The 25,507-nt window shown below is 61.5% G+C and carries 15 protein-coding genes; 6 read left to right on the top strand and 9 right to left on the bottom strand.

Annotated elements, in window-relative coordinates; genetic code table 11:
- Window positions 1-91: 91 nt before the first annotated feature.
- Both ACMUOY_RS08680 and speD read right to left on the bottom strand, forming a co-directional pair.
- Complete coding sequence (locus ACMUOY_RS08680) at window positions 92-1,066, bottom strand: hypothetical protein (protein ID WP_413892310.1); 975 nt, start codon at window positions 1,064-1,066, stop codon at window positions 92-94.
- A 103-nt stretch (window positions 1,067-1,169) separates the two neighbouring features.
- The gene (speD, locus tag ACMUOY_RS08675) at window positions 1,170-1,565 is read right to left on the bottom strand and encodes an adenosylmethionine decarboxylase (protein WP_413892309.1); all 396 of its coding nucleotides are present in this window, start codon (window positions 1,563-1,565) and stop codon (window positions 1,170-1,172) included.
- 112 nt (window positions 1,566-1,677) lie between these two features.
- Here speD and tkt point away from each other — a divergent pair, with 112 nt between their 5' ends.
- Complete coding sequence (gene tkt / locus ACMUOY_RS08670) at window positions 1,678-3,711, top strand: transketolase (RefSeq protein ID WP_413892308.1); 2,034 nt, start codon at window positions 1,678-1,680, stop codon at window positions 3,709-3,711.
- 58 nt (window positions 3,712-3,769) lie between these two features.
- Window positions 3,770-4,768, top strand: a complete 999-nt coding sequence (gene gap, locus ACMUOY_RS08665) for a type I glyceraldehyde-3-phosphate dehydrogenase (protein WP_413892307.1) — start codon at window positions 3,770-3,772, stop codon at window positions 4,766-4,768.
- Window positions 4,769-4,828: 60 nt separating this feature from the next.
- Here the strand turns inward: gap and ACMUOY_RS08660 are convergent, their stop codons facing one another.
- From ACMUOY_RS08660 to ACMUOY_RS08635, 6 genes are all read right to left on the bottom strand, one after another.
- A complete protein-coding gene (locus ACMUOY_RS08660; protein ID WP_413892306.1) occupies window positions 4,829-5,152 on the bottom strand; it encodes an SWIB/MDM2 domain-containing protein in 324 nt (107 codons plus the stop codon).
- Between the two features lie 155 nt (window positions 5,153-5,307).
- Window positions 5,308-11,643 (bottom strand): DEAD/DEAH box helicase, encoded by a 6,336-nt coding sequence (locus ACMUOY_RS08655; RefSeq protein WP_413892305.1) that lies wholly within the window; start codon window positions 11,641-11,643, stop codon window positions 5,308-5,310.
- On the bottom strand, window positions 11,640-15,227 hold the full coding sequence (locus ACMUOY_RS08650) for an STY4851/ECs_5259 family protein (RefSeq protein ID WP_413892304.1): 3,588 nt from the start codon (window positions 15,225-15,227) through the stop codon (window positions 11,640-11,642). Before ACMUOY_RS08650 ends, ACMUOY_RS08655 begins: the two co-directional genes overlap by 4 nt.
- 91 nt (window positions 15,228-15,318) lie before the next feature.
- A complete protein-coding gene (locus ACMUOY_RS08645) occupies window positions 15,319-17,325 on the bottom strand; it encodes a DUF4246 family protein (RefSeq protein ID WP_413892303.1) in 2,007 nt (668 codons plus the stop codon).
- 542 nt (window positions 17,326-17,867) lie between these two features.
- Window positions 17,868-18,026 carry a hypothetical protein gene (locus ACMUOY_RS08640; protein ID WP_413892302.1) on the bottom strand — a complete coding sequence of 53 codons (159 nt, stop codon included), beginning with the start codon at window positions 18,024-18,026 and terminating at the stop codon, window positions 17,868-17,870.
- A gap of 129 nt (window positions 18,027-18,155) precedes the next feature.
- Window positions 18,156-21,101, bottom strand: coding sequence for a DNA topoisomerase III (locus ACMUOY_RS08635; protein ID WP_413892301.1), 2,946 nt, complete (start codon window positions 21,099-21,101; stop codon window positions 18,156-18,158).
- A gap of 94 nt (window positions 21,102-21,195) precedes the next feature.
- Between ACMUOY_RS08635 and ACMUOY_RS08630 the strand changes: the two genes are divergently transcribed.
- The 4 genes from ACMUOY_RS08630 to ACMUOY_RS08615 are packed head-to-tail and all read left to right on the top strand — an operon-like array spanning window position 21,196 to window position 23,869.
- Window positions 21,196-21,720 carry an SET domain-containing protein gene (locus ACMUOY_RS08630; RefSeq protein WP_413892300.1) on the top strand — a complete coding sequence of 175 codons (525 nt, stop codon included), beginning with the start codon at window positions 21,196-21,198 and terminating at the stop codon, window positions 21,718-21,720.
- A gap of 22 nt (window positions 21,721-21,742) precedes the next feature.
- Window positions 21,743-22,507: a biotin--[acetyl-CoA-carboxylase] ligase gene (locus ACMUOY_RS08625; protein WP_413892392.1), complete on the top strand. Its 765-nt coding sequence runs from the start codon at window positions 21,743-21,745 to the stop codon at window positions 22,505-22,507.
- A 7-nt stretch (window positions 22,508-22,514) separates the two neighbouring features.
- Window positions 22,515-23,213, top strand: a complete 699-nt coding sequence (locus ACMUOY_RS08620) for an SPOR domain-containing protein (RefSeq protein ID WP_413892299.1) — start codon at window positions 22,515-22,517, stop codon at window positions 23,211-23,213.
- The gene (locus tag ACMUOY_RS08615; RefSeq protein ID WP_413892298.1) at window positions 23,210-23,869 is read left to right on the top strand and encodes a glutathione S-transferase family protein; all 660 of its coding nucleotides are present in this window, start codon (window positions 23,210-23,212) and stop codon (window positions 23,867-23,869) included. Before ACMUOY_RS08620 ends, ACMUOY_RS08615 begins: the two co-directional genes overlap by 4 nt.
- Before the next feature lies 1 nt (window position 23,870).
- On the opposite strand, the gene ACMUOY_RS08610 is transcribed toward ACMUOY_RS08615, so the two are convergent.
- Entirely contained in the window at window positions 23,871-25,274 is a 1,404-nt protein-coding gene (locus ACMUOY_RS08610; RefSeq protein WP_413892391.1) for a sensor histidine kinase N-terminal domain-containing protein, read from the bottom strand.
- Window positions 25,275-25,507 lie beyond the last annotated feature (233 nt).

The raw sequence follows: 25,507 nt of genomic DNA, 5'->3' as shown, positions 1-25,507 counted from the left end.
GCGAGGATGCATCGACGGATTATCGGCGGGCAGAAAAAAAGCCACCGCAAGCGGTGGCTTTCGCACCGGGGCGCCGGCCCCGAGTGGCCTTTTACTGGAGGTTGATCGTGAAAGCGCCGGCCGCGCAGCTGGCCGAGAAGGCGTACTGCAGGTTGGCTGCGCCCACGATGCCTTGCTGGCCACCCAGCGCCTGCGACAGCGAGCTGTTGCCGCTGGTGCAGGACCCGGCGGCAATCCCCGTCACGCAGTAGTTCACATTCAGCGGCACGGTAAACCCATTGGCCGTGACGGTGCCCTGAACGTTCACGCCGCAGGTGCCCGAGCCCCCGCCCGCTCCGGTGCCGGCCAGGTTGAAGCCGGTGGCGGTGAAATTGACACGGACAGGCGAACCCACGGCGATCAGTGCGTTGTTGTAGAGGGTGTTGAACGCGGTCAGGTCACCCGCATTGGCAAACGCGGCGTTGGTGATCGTGGCCAGGGTGCGGTTGTTGTCGGCCATGTACCGCGACAGCGCGCGCAGCGAATCGCCATAGGCGTTGGTGGTGCCGGTGACCTGCGGCAGCGTGGTGGCGAGGTTCACGCCGGACAGGCCGAACTGGGTGGCCAGCGTCTGGGCCTGCGTGGTGAAGGCCGCGTGGCTGACCGGCGCGCCGCTGCCAAAGGCATAGGTGTAAGCCATCGTCGTCAGCGGCGTGGCGATACCGGTGACAGTGCCGCCATTGGCGGCAACGACCACGCGCAGCGGCGTGTCCAGGACGCGGCTCTGGTTGGTGGCTTCGTCGGTATAGGTGCCGCCACTGACCTCGATGATCAGGTCACCGGTGCAGGTGGTCTCCAGGCTGTAGGTGCCCTGTGCATTGGTGGTGGCGGTGCCGCAGGCGGTGCCATCCGGCTTCTTGGCCCTCACTGTGGCGCCGTTGACCGGCCCCTTCACCGCGGAGCCGGAAACCGTGGTGGTCGTGGCGACGGGCGCGATCGGCGTCGCGGCGTCATCCGAGCCGCCACAGGCGGCAAGCAAGGCGGCTGCGGGAACGGCCAGCAAGGCCGCGTGAATGATGGTGCGCATGATTGAACCTCGAAATGAAGGGAGACGGCGCCAGTGTGCCGGCGCCCAGCCGCTTCAGCCATCCCCCAATCAGGGGGGTGAGTAAAGGGCGACCGAAGGAGGCTCAGACCGCCGCGGGCAGGCAGCGTACTGCCCCGCGCTGCAAGGCCTTGCGCTCGATGTGTGCCGGCAGAAACAAGGCGACCAGCGCATCCAGCAAGGCTTGCGCCTTGGCCGAGTGATCGCCGCCGAAATTGCAGACATACACATCCAGCGTCACCGCACGCTGCTCGGGCCAGGTGTGAACGCAGAGGTGGCTTTCGGCCAGCAGCACCGTGGCCGTCACGCCGCCAGGGCCATGGCCGGTGGCCGGGAAGGTATGAAACAGCTCGGCGACGGCCTGCAGGCCGGCTGCATCCACCGCATCGATGCACGCGCGGCCCAGCGCCTGCGCGTCGAGCAGCCAGCGGCTGTCGCAGTGACAACCGTGCAGATCAGCGGTGAGGTGCAGGCCTTGCATGGCCGCGACTTTACGGCACTTTCCAGGCACCGCATTCGCGCTGGCGGGCTGCCGGAGCCGGTCCCGGTAAAATTCGGGGTTTCCCCTGATCAATCTTCCGGAGCTGCCCGACATGGCAAACACCCAACAGATGGCCAACGCAATCCGCGCGCTGGCCATGGACGCTGTCCAACAAGCCAACTCCGGGCATCCCGGCGCCCCCATGGGCATGGCCGACATGGCCGTGGCCTTGTGGGGCCAGCACCTGAAGCACAACCCCCGCAATCCGGCCTGGTTCAACCGCGACCGCTTCGTGCTCTCCAACGGCCACGGCTCGATGCTGCTGTATGCCGTGCTGCACCTCACGGGCTACAAGCTGCCGATGAGCGAACTCAGGAACTTCCGCCAGCTGCACAGCAAGACCGCCGGCCACCCCGAGACCGGCATCACGCCCGGCGTGGAAACCACCACCGGCCCGCTGGGCCAGGGCATCACCAACGCGGTGGGCATGGCGCTGGCCGAAAAACTGCTGGCGAAGGAATTCAACCGCGACGGCCACCCGGTGGTGGACCACCACACCTACGTGTTCATGGGCGACGGCTGCCTGATGGAAGGCATCAGCCACGAGGCCTGCGCACTGGCCGGCGCCTGGAAGCTGAACAAGCTGATCGCGCTGTACGACGACAACGGCATCTCCATCGATGGCCAGGTCGCGCCCTGGTTCATCGACAACACCGCCCTGCGTTTTGCCGCCTATGGCTGGAACGTCATCGGCCCGGTGGACGGCCATGACGCGGCCGCCGTGGCCCAGGCCATTGCCGACGCCAAGAACAGCGCCGACAAGCCCACGCTCATCCTCTGCAAGACGAGTATCGGCAAAGGCAGCCCGAACCGCGCCGACACCGCCAAGGCGCACGGCGAGCCGCTGGGTGCCGAAGAAATCAAACTCACGCGCGAAGCCATCGGCTGGACGTCAGCGCCCTTCGTGATCCCGAAAGCCGTCTACGCCGACTGGGACGCCAAAGTGCAGGGCCAGGCCGCAGAGGCCGCCTGGAACGCAAGCTTCGCCGCCTACAAGGCCGCCTACCCCGAGCTGGCCAAGGAGCTGACCCGTCGCATGAAGGGCGAGCTGCCCAAGCACTTCGCCCAGACGGCCGTGGATGCCACCATCACCGCCCACAGCAAGGCCGAGACCGTGGCCTCGCGCAAGGCCTCGCAGATCGCGCTGGAAGCCTTCACCGCGGCCATGCCCGAGTTGCTGGGCGGCTCCGCCGACCTGACCGGCTCCAACCTGACCAACACCAAGGCCACCCCCGCGTTGCGCGTGGACCTGGCGGGCGAGGTGGTCGTGACACCTGAAGGCAAGATCGGCCGCCACATCAACTACGGCGTGCGCGAATTCGGCATGGCCGCCATCATGAACGGCGTGGCGCTACACGGCGGCTACATCCCCTACGGCGGCACCTTCCTGACCTTCAGCGACTACAGCCGCAATGCGATCCGCATGGCCGCGCTGATGAAGCTGCGCGTGATCCACGTCTTCACGCACGACTCCATCGGCCTGGGCGAAGACGGCCCCACGCACCAGTCCATCGAGCACGCCACCAGCCTGCGCCTGATCCCGAATCTGGACGTCTGGCGCCCGGCCGACACCGCCGAGACGGCGGTGGCCTGGGCCGTGGCCCTGCAGAACAAGAACAAGCCGACCGCCCTGCTGCTGTCGCGCCAGAACCTGGCCTACGCGCCCAAGACCGATCTCGGCGAGATCAGCCGCGGCGCCTACATCCTGGCCGAGCCGGCACGCGTCGGCCTGAAGAAGAAGGTGCAGGCCGTGATCATCGCCACCGGCTCCGAGGTGCAGCTGGCCCTGCAGGCGCAGGCGCTGCTGGCCGAGCGCAAGATCGCGGTGCGCGTGGTCTCCATGCCCAGCACCACGGCCTTCGACCGCCAGACGCCGGAATACAAGGCTGAGGTCCTGCCCAAGGGCCTGCCGCGCATCGCGGTGGAAATGGGCGTGACCGACGGCTGGTGGAAATACGGCTGCGCAGCCGTGGTCGGCATCGACACCTTTGGCGAATCGGCGCCGGCGCCGGTGTTGTTCAAGCATTTCGGCTTCACCCCCGAGAACGTGGCCGACACCGTGCAGGCCGCGCTGACCAGGAAGTGACAGGCACGCGCCGCACCACGGGACAGACGACATTCGGTTTTAACTCAGGAGAAAACTCATGACCATCAAGATTGGCATCAACGGCTTCGGCCGCATCGGACGCAACGTGCTACGCAGCGCGATCCAGAACTTCGCGGACATCGAGGTCGTGGCCATCAACGACCTGCTGGAGCCCGACTATCTGGCCTACATGCTGCAATACGACAGCGTCCACGGCCGCTTCAAGGGCACCGTCAGCGTCGAAGGCAACACCCTGATCGTCAACGGCAAGAAGATCCGCCTGACGCAGGAAAAAGACCCCGCCAACCTGAAGTGGAACGAGGTCGGCGCCGACATCGTGATCGAATCCACCGGCATCTTCCTGGACAAGGCCGGCGGCGAAAAGCACCTGGCCGCCGGCGCGAAGAAAGTGATCTTCTCGGCTCCTTCCAAGGACGACACCCCCATGTTCGTCTATGGCGTGAACGACAACACCTATGCCGGCCAGGCCATCATCTCCAACGCCAGCTGCACCACGAACTGTCTGGCCCCCGTGGCCAAAGTGCTGCACGACAAGTGGGGCATCAAGCGCGGCCTGATGACCACGGTGCATGCCGCCACCGCCACGCAGAAGACGGTGGACGGACCTTCCAACAAAGACTGGCGCGGCGGCCGCGGCATCCTGGAGAACATCATTCCTTCCAGCACGGGTGCTGCCAAGGCGGTGGGCGTGGTCATTCCGTCGCTGAACAAGAAGCTCACCGGCATGTCTTTCCGAGTGCCGACCAGCGATGTGTCCGTGGTCGACCTGACCTGCGAACTGAACAGCGAAGCGACGCTGAAGGACATCTGCGCGGAGATGAAGGCCCAGAGCGAAGGCGCGCTCAAGGGCGTGCTGGGTTACACCGAAGACAAGGTGGTGGCCACCGACTTCCGCGGAGAGACCTGCACCAGCGTGTTCGATGCCGACGCCAGCATCGCGCTGGACGGCACCTTCGTGAAGGTCGTGGCCTGGTACGACAACGAGTGGGGCTACTCCAACAAATGCCTGGAGATGGTGCGCGTGGTCGCCAAGTAAGGCCTGCCACCACCCAAAGAAAACGCGCCCTTGGGCGCGTTTTTCATTGTGCGGCAAATTTCAGGAGAGGTGCTTGCCGGCGATCCCCGCCAGTTCGAACATCGTGACCTGCGGCTTGCCGAACACCGCCAGAAGCTTGGCGTCGGCGTTGATGGCGCGCTTGTTGGCGGCGTCCTGCAGGCCGTTGGCCTTGATGTAGTCCCACAGCTTCTTGATGACCTGGGTGCGCGCCACCGCCTCAGGCCCGATCACCGCGGCCATGGCTTCGCTGGGTTGAAGGCCGGCTGCAGTGCTCTCGGCGCGCTTGCGCGGTGTTTTGGCCGCCGGTTCGGCGGCCGCCGCCTTTGTCGCCGCCTTCTTCCCGGGTTTGGCTGCTGATTTCAAGGTTCTTGTGGCACTTCCCCGCGTCGCGCGGTCACCAGTTGCTCCTGTTTTAGGAGCCGCTGTCTTGCGTGGCGGGAACTTCGACGCGCGAATCCGAAGCCCACCTTACCCGCCGTTCTTATGTTGATCAGGCACAACCCCTTTTGCCCATCGGTTCATACCTTCTCAAAGAACACATGGGTTGCGAACGATTGGCCCTCGACAGCATACCGACCCTCGCTGATTTCTTCGCCCTGCGAGGACGGGTCTTCCTTGAAGTTGAACCAGGTAGTGGCGGTCTGGGCTGCACGGGTGCCGGGCCTCGGCGAACTCCAATAGCCAAAGCCCTGATCCAACCAGACTTTCAGCTTGTGACCGTCCGCCAGTCCTATCTCCAGCGTGCGCGCATGCGCTGCCGCGGGCTTGGGCAGGTTTCGGACGGCCGCGTTCATGCCCCGATAGCTGAAGGCGGCCTTGATCGCAGCGTCGCGCAGATTCGTATCCAGCCAGTTGTGGAACACCTGGCTTGGGAGTGGAAACGTTCGACCTTCGGTGGGCAAGCCCGCAGTGACAATCTCGATCAACGGGTTATCCCAGCGGCTTTGGTGCCGACCCTTGATTGCCCCGATGAAGCTGACAAGCAGTGACACGGGCAAAGGAGCATTGAGGTATCGATCACGGTAAATCACCGTTTTGATATCACCATCACCTTCCAGTAGCGGGCCGTGAATGCCTGCCGCAAGCTTATCGAGCAGTTTCGGTCCAAAGGCCTCGGCCAGGCCGTCAAGTTCTGTACGCATCTCGATCCTGCCCGCTTTGGGCGAGGTCTCTGTAGGCGTCTGACCCTTGGTTTCCAGTGCATCGCCCAGGGTTTCTGGTTCAGCGATCCTCCCCCGAACGAGGACCGCAGATCCCGCTTGACCCCATGTGCTGCCAGGCAGTCCAATGGCTTCGTCGCGAGAACCCCAGACAAAGCATCCTCCCGCCGTAACCACCTCGGCCAGCACTTTGCGGGTGCCGCCGATGTGTGCCTGGACATTGGCATTTGTCACTTCGGAGAGTTGGCCGAGCGCATAGAGCTGTTCGGGCGAAAGGATTTCGACTGCAGATAACGGCAAGACCAGCTTGACGGCACCACGCTCGGACCAGCGCAGGAGCAATCGCTTGAAGGTGGCAGCAGCAAAATCCCAGTCCCGCGGGTCGCCCTGCAGGAAGATTCGCAATTCCGTGGCGCCGCCTTTGGCCCACTCCCGGGTGATGGCTTCGGCCAGCGTATGGGTCTCGGCGTGTGAATTGCCGGAGCCAAAAAACTCGTCGCCTGGCTGCAATTGCATTCGCTGCATCCACTCTTCCGAGAGGAATTTGATGGCAGTGAATCGGTCCAATTCATGGCGGCGGAAACGGTTGTCGTAATCCATCAGGCAGTGCTGACAGGCGCCTTGGCAGTTGGCATGGCAGTCGAGTTGATCGCGAGCCTTCTGAAAAAGTTCGGGCAAGTGGTCCGCCACCGATGAGCAGTAACCTGCCGCAGCGTGGTCGTACAGAACGATCACAAAGCCTTCTTCCCGCATGGGGTGACGTATGGGCTTGACCTCGCAGCCGATCTCGCCGCTTTCGACGCCCAGAGAGGCTGCCACAGCCCAGCGCAGGGCCACCGCAATCGAATAGGCCGCAACCTTGTCTGCGATTGGCAACCCGTCGAGTCCGTTGAGCTGCAGTTCGATTACATCGGTCACTTCCTCGAGGCCGAGGTGTAGCTTGGGCTTGATCGAAAACGGGTTGTGACTGCCCTTGCAGATAGCGGTTTCCCCTCCTTGTGCCCCACGCAGGCGCTTGTGAGGCTCTCTGAACTTTGCCGGCAGATGGCCCAAGCCGTCTTTTGCCTTGTCATCGGCATACAACGGCATGGGCTCGGCTCGGCCACATTCGAGGCAGATGGCGTACCCATTGCGGTTGACGCCACCCGAATGGTTGAACACGCGGCCGGTCGAACTGCTGCGGAAGCTCCCGAGCGCCTGATTAGCCAACGGCAACCATGGGCCTTCGGCATTGATCCAGGGCTGCGAAACCGGGACGAAAGATTGCTCGCTGACGTCTGTGTGAGTGGGCGCGTACAAGTCGACTGCAAAACCCGCTGGCTCAAGGTACGTGAAACGCTGGTCGTCATGCAGCAATTCGCCGCAGGCATCGCAGTGCTCATGGCCTTCCCGCGTTACTTCCGTGCCGCTCGCGCCGCAATGGCTGCAGCGCCATGCTTGGCGGATGCTTTGGATTTGTTTGATGTCAATCGACGCCGGTGCATGCCAGTTGAGTGTGACGCCCGCCGAGCGGTAAACCTGGCCATCGATCACCACGTCGGCACCCGGCGCGTATTCCCTTAGCGCCGTCACGGCGTCGCGGCTCGGCAGGTCTCGCCGGCGCATCTTGTTGTCCTCTCGTCCCTGGTCCTTGCCGTACCTCTGCTTGTCAAGGGCCTCCTTGTTTAGCATTTCAAAGGATGTGACATTGGTCGGGAAACCATATCCAGGGAGAAATCCTCCGCTGGCCAATTCACGCAACAGGTACTCGTCGGTCAGGCGCTTGGCCTGGATACTCAGTGCACGAAACGCTGGTTCCTTCTGCTGCTTCTTTTCATCGAAGGTACTCAGCTGGGTCTTCACGGCGAAATACTCGCCATACCAGCCATCGAGCATGGCTTTCATCATCTTGGCAGCCTCGATAGCCAAAGTAGACAACGACACGCTGCCATCAAAACAGGTGCCCTTGAGCAGCATGCGAAGGCCATTGGCGAGCGCCTCATCGGTCTGGGGGTCGAAGCATTCCGCCTTGGCCATGAAGGCATCCGCCAGCGAGGAATCCTTCGGCAATGCCCACCATTCCATATTGAGCTTGTTGAGGTCGCCCTGGCCACCGGCTTTCTCAATCTGTTTCCAGAGGAAGTCCGCAAGCAACATCGCGTTAAGGTGCCGCTGGACGATCACGGGGCTCTCCAGTTTGATGGCCGGCGCCGGAAGCTTGGTCGTGAAAGGCCACAGCGGGTCGCCAAACACCATCTGGTCGTGTGGGTTGTTCTTGCACACAGTCAACGCGATCGAACGAGTTTCGCTGCGTCGGCCCGCCCGGCCGGCACGCTGCAGGTAGTTGGCTGGGTGGGGCGGCACGTTGTTCATGGCCACTACGCTAATGCCACCAATATCCACGCCCATCTCCATGGTCGTCGAGCAGCTCAACAGGTTGATCTTTCCCTGCTTGAACTGGTCCTCGTAATCCTGCAAGGTGGAACCGGGCTGCTGCGCTGAGTGCTCGGCCGTACGGTAGTAGCGCACACCCTCAACGACCCTGTCATTTACGTTGGACCACAAACCAAGTTCCCGCAAAGAAAGTACGCCGAGATCTGTAGAAAGCCAGCGACGAGCCGCCTCGATGCCCAAACTGGGAGGTGTGAAATCGGCAGCAACCTCGGGCCACTTCGGCACAAAGACTTTCTGGCACTCTATGGTCGAAGCCTTGCGGTTGTGACTCGGAAGATACGGTGTTAAACCGCGCAAGTTGACGTCCAGCACACGCCGCGTAACGGGGCACATCCAAGCATCGCCGATCAGGCCAAAGGCGAGATCTGTCAGCTCCAAATAGCGCCCGTCCGTCGCCTTTTGCAGCAGACCCAGGCGAACCAGATCGTCCCAGACCGCACGCAACACGGCGTCAATGATGTCGCGCCCCTCTGCAGTGGCTGGATCCTTGTGAAATGCCGCGGCCAACAAGCGAACCATGCGACTCTGTACCCCGACTTTGTGGGTTTGCGGCCAGCGCCTGAAAACCCCGTTTGGCTTGTCTTTGCTATCGGGTGGAAGGAACCTGGCGCTCACCGTCTTCTTGCCCACCCAGCGCTTCCAGGTGTCCTTGAACTCAAGGCAAGACATCTCACGCACGACAAAGTCGAGCGTGAGCTTGAGGATCTGCCGCCATTCCTCCAAACTCACCTTCAGATGCGCTGAGACCTGCGACGGAACTGCCGCCAGGTTGTCGAGTTTGGGGTACTGAACTGAGACCAGCCCGAGCGTCTCCAAACTATTGGCCCGCTTGGGTCGGCGAGAAAACTCGCGAAAAAGGAACAGTCTGGACAGCTCAAGAGCGCCGGTGTCGCCAGCAAATTGCTCCGGAGAGATATCACGGTAGTGGTTGAGCGCCCACCGCCTGATGTCCGCCTCGTGGGTCGACAGGTGCACGGCCAAGTCTTCGAACGAGACAGGCTTCAGCGTGAATTTCGCCAGCTCCAGCTTCTTGGCCGCCAGGCGGCTTTCGATCCTTGGGCTCTTGGTTTCTTCAAAGTCCGCCTCGTATTCAATGATTTCCTGAAGCAGATCGCGATATTCGGGGCATGCACCGATGTCCGCTCTGCCCGCCAGGAAGTGGTAGACGGCCGAACGCAGGCTGTTTCGCTCCGCATCTCGCTGCAGGGACGCTGCCATCCTTGCCGTGCCTTGGCGGCTGTCCGTGAAAGTGATCATGCGCCGGCCACGCAGCGGTTTGCTCTGCGGATCTTCGCCGTCCGGACAGAACTCCAACAAGGTGGGGATTACCTGCATCAACAAGAACGGCGCACCAAGGCGCGCCGCGCGAAACATCAGCCGCCCCTTGCCATGGTGGCCACCACATTCGGGGCAGGTCAGTTGCCCTTCGCTCATCTCGCGCACGCGCAACCTGACCAGCGGCTTGTCAGATGAGCCGTCAAAAATCAGACTGCCTCGCTCGACGGTCGCCTCCGCGGTGTCTTTCAAATGTCGGTTGGCGATCAACACCAGAGGAGAGTCGATCTCATCGACCAGCGGCGAGGCAAGCTCCACCGCCGCATCCAGCTCCGACTCTACGTATGGATCCTCGGGCGTGGCTTCGAGCTGGAACTCGTCGGTTTGGTCCTCAGTGGCCTGACTCAACAACCATCGGTTCTGGTTGCGGTCCATCACAAGCCGGCCCCACAGATAGGTCTCGTTGCAATCGTTGCAGGATCGCAGCTCGTAGACGGGGGAGCCACACTCGCAAGTCTCACGCTGCTCGGTGTACACCGCACCAAAAGCCCAATCGGGCGAGTCCAGCATGGTGCCTTGCCGGCAGGTGCAGCCGGGATCGCAGCATGCCCACAAGCCGGCCAGCACGTTGTGGAACGCGTGCAACCGGAGGGGCAGGAAAGGCGAAGTATCCTTACCCTGAGACTGGCGCGATCGGGTGAGCAAGTCGAGCCACCGCAGAGCGGCTTGCTTGGTATTGGGCGCGTGGTGTTGTCTTGGCCCCTCGATCACTTCGCAGATAGCGCGCAGCGGCCGGGCCGGACTGCCACGCAGCGCCGGTACGAACAGGCTGCGGATTTCTTTTGCTATGGTGTTGGCGCAAACGGCGTCAAAGCGGGAGGCCTCTTCATGCGGCGCGATAGCCTCTAGAACGTCCAACGAGGCGTCGGTGAATGCAACATTGCCGGCAGGTAGGCCAGGTACAGAACGCTGACCTGACACCACATGCACGCGCCCAGGCTCCACACCGGCCAACCCTGCCAGGAACTCCCTCAGCTTCTGGCCTGCTTCGCCTGAAGGGTCGCCAATGGTGGCGGACGTCGCCACAAAGCGAACGTCCGACGAATCGACGCCGAAGCCGTACAGCACGCGGCGCAGCAACAGCGATAACTCCGCTGCCTGCGATCCGATGTAGCTGTGGGCTTCGTCCAGCACAATCCACCTAAGCTTCCCACGGGATCTTTGCAGGATTGGGGCATCCTGCGAGCGCACCAACATGTATTCCAGCATCGTGGCATTGGTCACCAGAATGGGGGGGGGTGATGCTCGCAACGCTTGACGGTCCAAGACCTGGTTTGGCGTTTTGGACGTAATGTGCTTCGGGCCGGGCTTTTCGGGAGTCTGGCCGTTGTACAGGCAGAAGCGGATATCGCCCTCGAAGGGCCCGGTCCAGGCATGCAATCGCTCTTGCTGACTCTGGATCAGTGCGTTGAGGGGATAAAGGAACAACGCCCTCACCCCCTCGACCGGCCCGCGCAGGGTTTCGGCCTCCCGTGCCAGTTGATCCAGGATGGGGACCATGAAGCATTCGGTCTTGCCCGACCCGGTGCCGCTGGTCACGATGACCGACTGCGGCTGAGGCCTGGCCAGCAGTTCCCAAGCTTCGAGTTGATGCCGGTAAGGCATGTCGTTGCGCGGGAATCGGTAGTTGGCGCCCATGCTGCCCGCGGGTCGATCAAGCGCATCCACCAGCTTAGGCGAAAGCAGAGAGGGTGACAGCGACTCCAGGGTCTGACCAGCACTCTCCCAGCCGAAGGTGGCCTCGAACACCGGCTCGCCCACAAAGCAACCTGGCTCACCAAGATCGACCGAAAATCTCTCGCTCAGGTATTGGCGCAGGGCTGGATTGGAAAATCCCAGGCGGCTCACAGTGGCGCGCGCTGCGCGCGTGGCCAACTCGGGCAAGAGAGACGAAAAATACGATGTCGGTAATGGATCGTTTTTCATGAGGCTTTTTGGTGTTCGAGTGCACTGCTCGATGTGATGTTTTCGAGCTGGATGAAGCCATCGATGCTCATAAGAACTTTGCAGGCGTGGCGATAAGCCTGCTCAAACCATACAGGGTCGAAGTCACGGACTTGCTTGAGGATCAGACGCTCCCTGGGATCACTCCACCATTTCCGGCTGGTCGAGGTGGCCGACCATAGGGCACACAACACCGGCAGGTTGGCAACCGCGAACTTGTGATCTTCCGGTTTGTTCCAGAATAACCTGGCGAAAAAGGGGATCAGTTTCCTCTTGTTTTCCGGTGTGCAAGCTGTGTCGAAGGCAGGCAAGACCTTGTGCTGCACAAAGTTGCGGCCCGGCCACATTTCACGCTCGGCATTGACGAGGAAAAGTTGTGAATTGACCAGGGAATCACCGCCATCCCACAGCTTCTTTATGAGATTAAAAGTGGTCAGTTTCGATGGACCAGCCACTTCCAGAAGCAGGGCAGAAACCGTGCCCGTGGCAGCAAACACGACAGCATCGAGCAAGGGTTCCAGGCTCGGTATCTCATGGGCCAGCAGCTTGAAGCGACCCTCGATGTCGTCGTTGAAATACTTTCGGCAACGCTCGGACGCCAAGTCCTGTGCCGACCAGAAGCGCCAGAACGCCCTTGAGACCTGGCTCAGATCAGCGACAGTCGTGAGCTCCGGCATCCAACCGGTCTCGATCCTGAATCGCCTCACGGCCTCGGCCAGTTCAGCGTCGGGCAACTCCGAGCGCAGTAGAAAAGCCAAGATAGCCTTGGGCTGCTTTGCCAACATGCGCCAGGCGTCGAGTGCCGTCAGTGGCAGGTGGTGGAAGGTCTGCCAAAGACTGTCAAGCAAGGGCCACGAGGCATGCTTGTGGTCAACGCTCATATCGGCCAAGACCGTATGCAGGCAATGCCGGCGCTCGTCCGCTTGCGATTGCGACATCGCGCTGGCCAAGGTGGGAACGACGACCTGGGCTCGCGCCTCTCCGGATCTGGTGTCATCGGCTACGGGGTCAGTGTCAACTGCGACATCGACCCAGATCAGGGGCCTGAACAAAAGGGCTGAATCCTCCGCCGGATAGATCAGCCAGGGTGCCAGGTCAGGATCGAGGCCGCTCGCTGACCAAGCACCCGTATGAGCCCCCTCGGATTCGATGGACGAAAGCTCTAGAGTGGTTGCATCTTGCACGGTCAGGGGGCTTGCCAGTACACGGGCCTTGGCGAGGTCGTCCGGCGCGAGCATAGCCAAGGATGACACCGATGCCCGCACGGTTGTGGAGTCGGCCTCCAATATCATGGTGTAGCGGCCCACCTGGATTTCGGTTTCGCATTTCCCCGCCACCACCAATCCAACCCTGACCGTAGCGTCCAAATCGTCGAACAAGCCTAGCAATGACTCGATGTGTCGCTGGTACTCCAATAGACGCACTTCAGCCCGTCCACTAATGTGATCAATCGAGATCGGGTATCGACTCGAAACTTCCCGGAGGCTCTCGCCTAGAGCGAGTTGCAACTCATAGCGCTCGGGCTTTGCAGGGTTGGTATCGAAAACCTGCAAACGCATCCCGATCAGCTCGCGCAGGGTAACTTGTTCGCTGGGCTGCATGACTCCGCCGCCCGCGCGGATGAAGCGCCCGCCAGTCACCGGATAGGCAAGAACAAGAGGAAGGTCGGTCAAGGCGCCGGGCCAGCGGATGCCTACTCGGAACTCGGACGGCGGATCGCCCGCAGATGACAACTCGATGCCTGTCGTTGCCGCACCCGCTTTCGATATCGTCGCGCAGACGCCAACATATGGCTCCACGATCACGTCGACCGCCCCCCAGTTGACGAACCGAACCGTGCCTGTGCCGAGGGCGTCGCCGGAAATGTACTCGATGCGGGCCTCCGACGGCAGGACGAAGATCCGTCGCCTTGCCATAAGCTCGCCTTCCGAGAAAATCCTCACCTCGATCGGTCCCCTAGCCTCCTTGGGCGCCATGACTTGCAGGTTGCCAGGGCGGCGCCACTCCTGGTCGGAGACGGGCACCTGGGTCAGGCGGTCTTCTCGATACCAGAACAGGCGCGGTGCCTGGCGATCGCGAAAAACCGCCCGTCCCTTGGCCTCGGGCAAGCGCAAGCCCCTCCATTCATAGATCTGTTCGGCAGGCGCCACCTGTCTGAGTCGGACACGGTAGATCAGGTCATCCTGCGTCAATCGTGCATCGGCACGCAGCCGAAAGACTGCGCGCTCGTTCGAACCAGACACCACCAGCTTGCCAAGTTCTTCCGCCGGCGTCGAAACCTCGGTCTCTATCGTCCAGCCCCTCGCCAGAGCAACCCAGACGCTATCGTCTGGCAGCCGCCCACCACCGGCAGCGACGAAATGCAGGTGGCCAGAATCACTCTCGGTGAAAAGCCAGGGGTCTTCATCCGGCAACGCGCTCCCGCCAGCTAGGGTGACGCGCTCGCCGATATCCCCCAGTTGCGCACGCAGGACCAACAGGTGCTCGGTACATGCGGCCTTGCCCTTGATGACCAATTTGCGACCAGTCAGGCTCGCCAAGGGTTCGTCGGCACCCAGGATCATTCGGCCTTCGGCAAAGGGCTGCCGGCTCTCTGTTTCCAGGTCGATCGCGAAGTAGCGCGGAAGGTGTTCGGTGTCGGTGAAGCCAAACAAGACCGCGAGGTCTTGCCCGGCAGCCTTATTGGGGTAGAAGAGGTTTGACTCAATGGCGTAAGTTTCGCGGACAGTGTCTTTTACAAGGCGCCGCTCAGCCTGGAAAAGCCCCTGAGCCGCCCCAGACTTCTGCGCTGCAGCCTCACGCACCAGTCCGGCCAGCAGCGTCTGCGCCGCTTCGCTATCGAGCGCTACTGGAAAACGGCGCCGCCAGTCCAGCAGTACGGTGTCCAGGTGCGCGATGGGGTCTTCCATTCCTTCCAGCTGGTAATCTTCCCTGAGTTGAAGAACGGTCTCGACGAAGTGCGCTAGCAGTTCGGAAATCTCGGGCCTCCTGTAGGCGGCCGGAAGATAGATTTGTCGCTCGGCCACTGCCTCTATTAGTTGGGGCAGCCCCCATCGATAGCGTGCCCCAAGCTTGAGCACCTGGCTCAAGACGGTTGCCAATGGTCCGGCACCCTGGGCAAGCAGGCGCATCGGTATGCCGCCGTTGACCGCAATGGAGCCTATGAATCGCTTCCCGCTGGTCAAGGGACTTAACTGCCAGAAAGAAAGCCCCCGTGCCACGAATGCGGAGCGCAGTTGTGGCTCGAAGGCATCCGGGTCGGCGCCAAGCTTCTTGACGATAGGTGACCAGTCCCAGACTCCCCCCTCGTATTCATGCTTCCACCATTCGGCTGCGAATAGCACGAAGGCGGCGGGTGGCGCCATCAAGGGCGTACGACCCAGGCTGCGGATGGCCAAAGCCTCAAGGCCGCCGCTATTGGCAATGGTTTCGGAAAGAACCATACCCAGTGATGCGTACTCGTCCTGACTCAGGTCGTATGCAAACAGGGGGCGGGCGTCGGCACGGTCGAGACCGCGCCGCTTGAGAAGTTCGATGATCCAGTGCCCAAGAGTGCCAATAGTCATGATTGTTCAAACTCTTACGATCGCATGGCGGGATGGCCGGACGCTCACGGATCTGTGCGCAAACGATGCCATTCACTCAACGGTGCAATTCCTAGTGTTCACAAAGGAAAACCTCTCGATCGTTGTACCGATCCTTTTTCTTAGTACGCTCCTTCATCAAGGCCAGCCGATTCTTCTTGGCTTGAGCAAGGGTCATCCTGCCTTGCTGCTTCGGCACATTGGCCGTTGATACGATGGGCTTATCAGGATTCACAAGCCAAAACACAAGTATTCGTCGAGTCGCGTCCGTACCATCGCTGGAATCCATCTTGCTGACTTTGTGAATGTGCGAATTGGGCCAAACCATTGCTCTACCCGCAGGCGTCTTGACTGTCCCAAGGGGTCGCACATCACCCCCATCCATTTGCTCAGTGGGGCGAGCTGCATTTTGCACTGTAGAGTAAATTAGATCGGTAGCCTCTTCGGCAAAAAGATAGCGCTTGAATGCGATATCGGCCCCCATAAAATTCGCATCCCGCTTGACAATGCAAAGACCAGTCGCCAGCACATTTTCGTGCGACATACCTTCGACGTGCCAAACACCTTCGAATTCTTCCTCTTTGTTAACTCGATACTCCACCAATTTCGTTACCACCTGCAGCTTGCGATTTCGAAGAGGAATGTTTTTAAGATCGCCACTCTCATTGTCATCAGCAAAATTGTTCTTTAAGCTAGCACATATCGACTCAAACATTGGCACAAATCGTCCGAATATTTCTGCGATCAGTTCGTAAATTCTAGGATATTTCGATTCATCAAGGTTGTTAATATATGAGTTGATCGACACCTTGCCTTGATCGTCCACCGTGAACTCAGCAGGAAGCCATTGATATTCCGAGTCTTCATAGATCCTGCCCCAGAAATCTGTATATTCTTCACGCTGCTTCTCGACAAGTTCAGGGCTGTAATTCGACAACGGTGACTTGGATATGTTCGAGACACCGTTCACAAAGCAATACAGCGAGGGATGCACTAAGTCGCGCACCACCGTGCCTGAGCCCGGATGAAAATCTTCCGGCTCTGCAGCGCACATGATGTCGATCTTTTCATTGAGTGCATCCAATGTGTCTTTCGGAATAATATTGTCCGACCAAGCTAGATTCTCCACCTCGTCGCCGCCAAGAATAAACTGTTTAAATTTCTCGATCTCAATCCTATCTCTCAGGCAGTCGCCATCCAAAAGACTCTTTACACGTATATGCGCATCATATTTTTTCTTCCCAGTACGAATGAGTTTGACGTCGATGCCATCGAAGTGAAACTCATGTGTGTCGCCATCATCGTTAGCTAACCTTGAAAAATCGCCACCTGGAAAGCGTTTCTCCAAGCCTTTGATCACAGAAGCGGTGATCGCGCATGGCTCATGAATTTGGATGATGCAGGTGCGCGAGTCGGTGGTTGAGAGGGTTCTCTCCCACAGTCTTCCCCATAGATTAAAGTGCCTGTTAAGAAGCTGCTCGTCCTCTTCATTAAAAGTATAGAACGACTCGTTACGGTCAAGAATATTTTTGGTCAACCTGTCATGCTCAAGAATTTCCACCACAGTGCCCATGCTGAATGCACAGCCAAAAACGGGCTGCGGAATGTCGACCGTGTCACCAACCTCAAGAACATAGTCATAGGACTCGCGCGTCAAACTGCCGACTGATTTTGCAAAATCAGTGATCTCTTTATAATGAATAAAATTGCCAGATTGTTTGGCGCCGTTGGACGACTCAAATGGCGCGAATGCATGCACGAAAGACTCTAGACTGCCGCCCTGGGTGGTTCTGTCTGATGAGTTGTTTATGGAATCTCTGCCAAGAGAATTGGAAGCAGATTGCAGAAGCGAACTCGGATCGAAGACCTCCACGTAGCCCTTGCCGGTCTTTTCGGAGATGATTTTTTCAACATGCTTAATGGCAGCAGCAGTGTCTGCAAACACCTTTTCCTGTGTCTGCCCGTTAGTTCCCGTCTTCCCGTACCTGACAGTCACGGTGCTGCCCGCCTGTGTGACCTCCCAGAATTTCGCGGATTTGTCGTCTTTGTAGTCAAAGAATTTAGTAAACGTGCTGCTCATGTTCGCTCCGCGTGATTGTGTTTCTTAGTGAGAAGGAATGGTTGGATTTCAAATGAGATTACGAATTGACTTGTAGTTTCCCTCTGGTTCGCGAGAAAACTGATTTGCTGTGAACCATGAAAAAATGTAAACAACAAACCAAAGTAACCGCTAACATTTAAGGGGTTATCCCCAGGATGACTACCATCACCAGACGCATAAACCCAACCCGTACCAGTGAAAAATAGCAGAAAAGCGCCTCCAATACCTTTCCATTTATTCAGCTTTATATTAATTAAATATCCAATAAACTGTTTAATAGCGCTGCCACTGATAGCGGGCCTCTCATTTCGCAGAATGTATTTTTAGCAACATGGCGGCGGCATCAATTCAATAAAGGAACGAGATTTTCACTTCCATTTTTGATAGCGACGTCTTTTGCAGTGAGCCCCTGATCGTTTTTAAGGGTGCGGTCAGCACCTGGCTGGTTCGGTCAATCGAGTCAAGGACTGGACTTGCAAGGATTGGGTCAACAGCGTAGTAAATCCCGGCTTAAGGCTTGCTCAGTGGAGGTGTCCGTGCGTGCCATTCTCATGGCCGTGCGCGATTTCCTCGGCGGTGACGAGCTGCACGCCATTCGTGTGCAGTGCAAAGCACAGGGCCTTGCCCGCTAGCGGATAGTTGCCGTCGGGGTGCACCACAGGGACCTTGATCTTGACCACGTCGTAGACCTGCTAGGGGCTGGCCTGGAGCAACTTGCCCTGCATGCCAGCACCTTGAAGTCCAGAGTCACGATGGTGTCTTTGGAAATGATGATGGTGGGCGTGTCGCGTGAAGGCGCGTGTGCGGGTTCAGCTCAGGTGCTTGCCCGCGATGCCGGCCAGTTCGAACATCGTCACCTGCGGCTTGCCAAACACCGCGAGCAGTTTGGCGTCGGCGTTGATGGCGCGCTTGTTGGCGGCGTCCTGCAGGCCGTTGGCCTTGATGTAGTCCCACAGCTTCTTGATGACCTGGGTGCGCGCCACCGCCTCAGGCCCGATCACCGCGGCCAGGGCTTCGCTGGGCTTGAGGCCGGCGGCGGTGCTTGCAGCCCGTTTGCGCGGGGTTTTGGCCGCCGGCTTGGCGGCTGCCGCCTTTGTCGCCACCTTCTTCACGGGCTTGGCTGCTGATTTCAAGGTTTTTGCGGCCTTTCCCAGCGTACCACGGTCATTTGTAGCTCCTGTTTTAGGAGACACTGTCTTGCGTGGCGGGAACTTGGAGGGCGCGAATTCGAACTTCACCTTTCCTTCATTGGGATCCCATGCCCAGAAAGCCTTGAACGGGCGACGCGTCTTGTTTGAAATAAACTGTTCAAGCAGGTCGGTCTTGCCAGTGGCTAGCAGCTTGCTCATCTGCGCACGTTCGATAGGCTGCTGCAGGATGATCTTGCCACTCTTGAAGTCGCAGCTCGGCGTGGGCTGCGCGGCGGTTGGCACGGCTTTTTCGCAGACGTAACTCCTGCGGTGCTCGTGCACGGGGGCGCCGCACTTGGGGCATTTCCCCAGCGGCTCGCTCCCGCTGAAATCCACCAGTTCTCCAGTCTCCTCGTCCTTGCCAAAGTCGAATTCGAGCTTCCAGTTCTTTTCTTCGTCGCTGTACTTGAGCACGAGCTCGGCCGCAAAAGGCCAACCGGTCTGTTTGTTGCGGAAACCATCGAGCGGGCCGATCCGCTTGTTGGTCAGGAATTGCTCCACCTCGGCGGACTCGAAGGTGCGAGCGCCCGGGGTCTTGCCGAACGAAAAGCCGCAACCGTCGCTGGCCCCATCGGCGCCGGTGCAGGTGTAGCGCCGGTAGTTCTCCTTCACCACACCGCCGCAGTTGGGGCAGGGGGTGGACAGCGTGGCGTAGTCGCCGGGCACGGTGTCGCGGTCGTATTCCTTGGCCTTCTTGACGATGTGCTCGGTCATGGCCGCAATCTCGCGCATGAAGGCGTCGCGGCTGAGCTGGCCGTGCTCCATCTGCGCCAGCTTGTATTCCCACTCGCCGGTCAGCTCGGGCTTGGAGAGCTCTTCCACGCCCAGGCCGCGCAGCAGCGTCATGAGCTGGAAGGCCTTGGCGGTCGGAATGAGTTCGCGGCCTTCGCGCAGGATGTATTTCTCGTTCAGCAGGCCTTCGATGATGGCCGCGCGCGTGGCCGGCGTGCCCAGGCCTTTTTCCTGCATGGCCTCGCGCAGCTCGTCGTCGTCCACCAGCTTGCCGGCGCCTTCCATGGCGCCCAGCAGCGTGGCTTCGGAGTAGCGGGCGGGCGGGCGGGTCTTGAGGCCCTTGGGCTCCACGACCTCGGCACGCACCATCTCGCCGGGCTTCACCGGCACCAGGCTCTGGCCCTTGTCGCCTTCCTTGGCATCCGCCACTTCATCAGCCGCTTCCTTGCCGTAAATGGCCAGCCAGCCCGGGCGCACCAGCACCTTGCCCTCGGTCTTGAAGCTGTGACCGACGGCCTGCGAAATGCGGGTGGTGACCAGGTATTCGGCGCTCGGGAAGAAGACCGCCATGAAGCGCCGCACCACCAAGTCGTACAGTTTCTGTTCGGCCTCGGACAGGCCTGACGGGGCCTGCAGCGTAGGGATGATGGCGAAGTGGTCGCTCACCTTGCTGTTGTCGAAGATGCGTTTGCTGGGCTTGATGTAGCCCTCGTCCAGCGCGGTGCGGGCAAACGGCGCCAGGTGCCGCAGGCCGCTGTCGGCCAGCATGCCGAAGGTCTGCTTGACCACCGGCAGGTAGTCCTCGGGCAGGGCGCGTGAGTCGGTCCGGGGGTAGGTCAGGGCCTTGTGGCGCTCGTACAGGCTCTGGGCCAGCGCCAGCGTCGTCTTGGCGCTGAAGCCGAACTTGCCGTTGGCCTCGCGCTGCAGGCTGGTCAGGTCAAACAACAATGGCGAAGCCTGCGTGGTCGGCTTGCTCTCCTCGGTGACCGTGGCGGCCTTGCCGCGCACGGCCTGCGCGATGGCCAGCGCTTCGCGCTCGGACCAGACGCGGTCGGCCCGCTTCTCGCCGTCTTCCGGGTCTTTCTTCCAGGCCGGATCGAACCACTTGGCTGGATATTCGCCGGCTTCGGCCAGGAAGGTGGCATGGACTTCCCAGTAGTCGCGGCTGATGAACTTGCGGATCTGCTCCTCGCGCTCGACCATCACGGCCAAGGTCGGCGTCTGCACGCGGCCCACGGTGGTCAGGAAAAAGCCGCCGTCACGCGAGTTGAAGGCCGTCATCGCTCGCGTGCCGTTGATGCCGACCAGCCAGTCGGCCTCCGAGCGGCTGCGTGCGGCGTCGGCCAGGCCCTGCATCTGTTTGTCCGAGCGCAGGCTGTCGAAGCCGTCCCGGATGGCCTGCGGGGTCATGGACTGCAGCCACAGCCGCTTGACCGGCTTGCCCAGGGGCTTGGCCCCACCCGCGTACTGCTCGATCAGGCGGAAGATCAGTTCGCCCTCGCGTCCCGCGTCGCAGGCGTTCACCAGCGCGCCCACGTCCTTGCGCTTGGCCTGGCGGACCACGGCGTTCAGGCGCGTCTTGGTCTTGTCCACCGGCTTGAGGTCGAAGTACGGCGGAATCACCGGCAGGTGGGCAAAGCTCCACTTGCCGCGCTTGACGTCGAACGCCTCCGGCGCCTGGATTTCGACCAGATGGCCCACGGCGCTGGTGACCACGTACTGGTCGTTCTCGAAATGTTCGTCGTGCTTTTCGAACTTGCCAGACACGGGCGTCAGCGCGCGGACGATGTCCTGCGCCACGCTGGGTTTCTCGGCAATGACCAATGTTTTCATCTAATTACAATCCCTTTTCTCGCGTGCGCACGCGCACACCCATACGTAGGCGCGCACGCGCCCATACGGATTCACCATACCAAATTTTCAGACCGTGTCCAAAAAGCCCGCCACCGCCCCGTCGTCCCGCCGCATCCAGACCCGGCGCTCCGGCGTGCATGGCAAGGGGGTGTTTGCGGTCCAGGACATCGCCGCCGGCGAGACCCTGATCGAATACGTGGGCGAGATCATCAGCTGGGACGAGGCGCAGGAGCGCCACCCGCACGACCCGAAAGACCCGAACCACACCTTCTACTTCCATGTCGACGAGGACCGCGTCATCGATGCTCTGCGGGGCGGCAACTCGTCGCGGTGGATCAACCACAGCTGCGAACCCAACTGCGAAGCCGATGAGGTGGACGGGCGCATCTTCATCAAGGCGCTGCGCGACATCGCAGCCGGCGAGGAGCTCAACTACGACTACGGCCTGGTCATCGACGAGCGCTACACACCCAAGCTGAAGGCCGAATACCCCTGCTGGTGCGGCAGTGCCCACTGCCGTGGCACCTTGCTCGCCCCCAAGCGGCGCCTGGCGCCCCTGCGGAAATCGCCTCCGGCGAAGACCAAGCCCGGGCGCTGAGCGGAATGGGGCTGTGAACCCGATGCGCTGGCCGGCCGAAGCCATCTGGGAGGCCATTGCGCCCCTGCTGCCCGGCTTCACCGTCGAAATCCTGCCTGAGATCGATTCCACCAACACGGAACTCATGCGCCGGGCCCGCGCCGGCCAGGCGGAGCCGGTGCTGCTGGTGGCCGAGACGCAGACCGCAGGCCGCGGCCGGCTCGGGCGCGGGTGGCACAGCGCCCCGGGCGCCTCGCTGACCTTCTCGCTGGGCTTGCCGCTGGCGCCGGCCGACTGGTCCGGCCTATCGCTGGCGGTGGGCGTCAGCCTGGCCGGCAGCCTGCACCCGGCCATCGGGCTGAAGTGGCCGAACGACCTCTGGTGGGAGCAGCGCAAACTGGCCGGGATCCTGATCGAGACCGCTGCCATCGGCAGCCAGCGCCACGCCGTCATCGGCATCGGCGTGAACATCGCGGCGCCCCCCACACAGGAGGGCCTGGCGACACCGGCTGCGGCGTTGCAAGAGCTGCTGCCCGGCATTGACGCCCCGGGGGCTCTGTTGAAGATCGCCGAGCCCCTCGTGCGCGCCTTGGTGGCCTTTGAGGCGACCGGCTTTTCGCCTTTTGCGGCGCGCTTTCAAGTACGCGACGTGCTGGAGGGTCGCGAGGTCGTGCTCAGCGACGGCCAGCAGGGCACGGCCCGGGGCGTCGACGAGACCGGCGCGCTGCTGGTGCATACTGCCGCTGGCCTGCAGCGCGTCACCAGTTCCGAGGTCAGCGTGCGGCCCCGCCCTCCCCTTAAAACCTGAATCCGCGATGCTACGCCTGATCGTCCTGCTCCTGCTGCTGGCCAACGGGCTGTACTTCGCCTGGTCGCACGGCCTTCTGCAGGCCTACGGACTGGCACCCGTCCAGCAGACAGAGCCACAGCGCCTGACACAGCAGTTGCATCCCGAGCGCCTGCGCCTGCTAGGCGCTGATGAAGTCAAGCGTCTGGAAGCAGCGACAACGCAGACCAGCCTGCCACCGCGGCCTACCGAATGCCTGCAAGCCGGCGTTTACGACGAACGCCAGGCCACGGCCCTGCGCCAGGCACTGGATACCGCGCTGCCGCAGGGCAGTTGGGAGTTCGAGAACGGCGTGGAGCCCGAGCGCTGGATCGTCTACATGGGCAAGTACCCCGACAACGACACCCTGAACAAGAAGCTGGCCGAGTTGCGCAGCCTCAACATCCGTTTCGAGCCATTGAGCAACCCGGCCCTGTCGCCAGGGCTTTCGCTGGCGGCCTATCCGTCCGAGGCGGCGGCGAAAGATGGCCTCGCCCAGTTTGCCAGCCGCGGCGTGCGAACCGCCCGGGTGGTGCAGGAGCGCGCCGAACTGCGCGGCCAGTGGCTGCGGCTGCCGCAGGCCGACGCCAGTCTCAAGCAACGCCTGGACAACCTCAAGGCGGCCCTGGCCGGCAAGGCGCTGCGCCCCTGCCAGAAACCCTCCACCCCAGCAGCAACCCCCTCATGACCTTGAAACTCTATTTCGCACCCGGCGCCTGCTCCTTCGTCCCGCATGTGCTGCTAGAAGCCAGCGGCGCCGCCTTCGAACCTGTGATGGTCAAACTGCACAAGGGCGAACAGCAAAGCCCTGAGTACCGGGCGATCAACCCGCGCGCTCAGGTTCCGGTGCTGGTGGACGGCGCAGAGGTGATCACGCAGATCCTGGCCATCATCGGATACCTGAACGACCGTTTTCCCCAGTTGGGCTTCCTGCCGGCTGAACCGCTGGCGCGCGCCCGCGCCATGGAGACGCTGGCATGGATGAACAATACCGTGCACCCGGCCTTCACCCACATCTTCATGCCCCAGAAGTTTTCGGACAATCCGGCCGTGCATGAAGATCTGCGGCGCTACAACGCCGGGCTGTACCGCGGCATGATGGGCGAACTGCAGGCTCTGGTGCAGCGCGCGAAAGCGGCAGGCCAAGACTGGCTCGGAGGCGCGAATTTCGGGCCAATGGACGCCTATGCGCTGACCCTCACGCGCTGGGGCAGCATCGCCGGCATCGATCCTGCGGATTTTCCGGATCTGTGGGCTTTCGTGCAGCGTGTGGCCGCCCACCCAGCCGCCGCCCGCGTTATCGAACGCGAGCGCCTGCAACTCAATCTCTTCAAGCCGGCCTGATTCAGCTCGACTCGAAACGGTCGTCGCCCACGACGAAGCGCACACTGAAGCAGGCTCCGGGCGGTTGCTGCCCTGGGCGGGCTTCTTCGATGGTCACCGTTGCTGCGTGCTGCTGCGCAATCTCCATCACGATCGGCAACCCCAGCCCGGATCCATCGACGTTGGTGCCCAGCACCCGGTAAAAAGGCTGGAAAACCAGCTCGCGCTCGGACTCGGGGATACCGGGCCCGTTGTCCTCCACCTGAAGCACCAGGACCTGGCCAAAAGGATCGGTCAGCAGGCGCGCCGTGATGATGCCGGGTCGGACGTCCGTCGAAGGGGTGTAGTTGATGGCGTTGTCCACCAGATTGCGCACCAGTTCCTTGAGCAGTGTGGGATTGCCGCTGAGCATCACGTCGGCAGCGCCGGGTGCTGCACCCTCGTAGCCAAGATCGATGTGCTTTTCCATGGCGCGCGGGACCGAGTCCTGCACCACCTCCATGATCAGCCGTGCCATGTCGCAGGGCAGGCGGCTCAGCGCCGCGCCGCCCGCCTCCGCGCGGGCCAGCGCCAGCAATTGGTTGACGGTGTGCGTGGCCCGCACGCTGGAGCGCCCGATCTGCTTGAGTGAATGCTTCAGGTCTTCCTCGCTGGAGCCTTGGCGCAGCGCCAGGTCGGCCTGCATGCGCAGACCCGCCAGCGGCGTCTTGAGCTGGTGTGCCGCGTCAGCGAGAAACCGCTTCTGCGTGCCAATGGAGTCTTTCAGCCGGGTCAGCAGGTCGTTGACGGAGGACACCAGCGGCGCCACCTCCAGCGGCACCGTTTTTTCGTCAAGCGGACTCAGATCGTCCGGCCGACGCGCCCGGATGCGCTCTTCCAGCTGGCTCAGGGGCTTGATGCCGCGCACCAGGGCCATCCAGACCAACAGCACGGCCAGTGGCAAGGTGACGAACTGGGGCAGCATCACGCCCTTGATGATTTCAGTGGCGAGCACTTTGCGCTTCTCTCGTGTTTCGGCCACCTGAACCAGCGCGGGTTGCCCGCCAGGCACATTCAGCTTGATCCAGATTGACGCGACACGCACTTCGAGCCCGCGCAATTCGTCGTCGCGCAAGCGGACTTCACCCAGCACGCCCGGCTTGTCCTCCTCCCCTGGCAGCGGAATGTCACGCTCGCCGCTCAGGTACTCACCGCGCGGACCCAGTACCTGGTAGTAGACGAGGTCGGAGTCATCTGCGCGCAGGATTTCGCTGGCCGGCTGGGGCATGTTGAACAGCACGCGGTTGTTGTTGACGCTGAGCAACTGGGCCAGCGCCTGGACGTTGTAGACCAGCGCGCGATCGAACGGTTTGTCGGCGATGCCCTGCGCCACCAGCCAGGTCAACGCCAGACTGATCGGCCACAGCAGCAGCAGCGGCGTCAGCATCCAGTCGAGGATCTCGCCAAAGAGCGAGCGCTGTTCCCGCTGGAACAGCTTGAGCGACCATTTTTCGGGCTTCACGGGCGACCGGTCACCGGGGACCGACCTGCCGGCGATCGCCTGACGCAGCTGTCATCTTGAAGGCGCGCCCGCGCGGCGGGCCGTGCCGTGAAAGCGGCGACGCAGGCCTGGCACATGACGTCAGCCTGGAATTTTTTCCAGGCAGTAGCCCAGCCCGC

Origin of the sequence: Candidatus Skiveiella danica, assembly GCF_022705245.1 — a bacterium.
In the GTDB taxonomy this organism is placed as follows: domain Bacteria; phylum Pseudomonadota; class Gammaproteobacteria; order Burkholderiales; family Burkholderiaceae_C; genus Skiveiella; species Skiveiella danica.
The sequence above is the reverse complement of the archived record's forward strand: the minus strand, read 5'-3'. Positions and strand labels throughout refer to the sequence as shown.

Bases quoted from the DNA above. Each gene is read 5' to 3' on its own strand.
- ACMUOY_RS08680 (WP_413892310.1), bottom strand. From the start codon at position 1,066: ATGCGCACCATCATTCACGCGGCCTTGCTGGCCGTTCCCGCAGCCGCC.
- speD (WP_413892309.1), bottom strand. From the start codon at position 1,565: ATGCAAGGCCTGCACCTCACCGCTGATCTGCACGGTTGTCACTGCGAC.
- tkt (WP_413892308.1), top strand. From the start codon at position 1,678: ATGGCAAACACCCAACAGATGGCCAACGCAATCCGCGCGCTGGCCATG.
- gap (WP_413892307.1), top strand. From the start codon at position 3,770: ATGACCATCAAGATTGGCATCAACGGCTTCGGCCGCATCGGACGCAAC.
- ACMUOY_RS08655 (WP_413892305.1), bottom strand. From the start codon at position 11,643: ATGAAAAACGATCCATTACCGACATCGTATTTTTCGTCTCTCTTGCCC.
- ACMUOY_RS08650 (WP_413892304.1), bottom strand. From the start codon at position 15,227: ATGACTATTGGCACTCTTGGGCACTGGATCATCGAACTTCTCAAGCGG.
- ACMUOY_RS08645 (WP_413892303.1), bottom strand. From the start codon at position 17,325: ATGAGCAGCACGTTTACTAAATTCTTTGACTACAAAGACGACAAATCC.
- ACMUOY_RS08635 (WP_413892301.1), bottom strand. From the start codon at position 21,101: ATGAAAACATTGGTCATTGCCGAGAAACCCAGCGTGGCGCAGGACATC.
- ACMUOY_RS08625 (WP_413892392.1), top strand. From the start codon at position 21,743: ATGCGCTGGCCGGCCGAAGCCATCTGGGAGGCCATTGCGCCCCTGCTG.
- ACMUOY_RS08620 (WP_413892299.1), top strand. From the start codon at position 22,515: ATGCTACGCCTGATCGTCCTGCTCCTGCTGCTGGCCAACGGGCTGTAC.
- ACMUOY_RS08615 (WP_413892298.1), top strand. From the start codon at position 23,210: ATGACCTTGAAACTCTATTTCGCACCCGGCGCCTGCTCCTTCGTCCCG.
- ACMUOY_RS08610 (WP_413892391.1), bottom strand. From the start codon at position 25,274: ATGCTGACGCCGCTGCTGCTGCTGTGGCCGATCAGTCTGGCGTTGACC.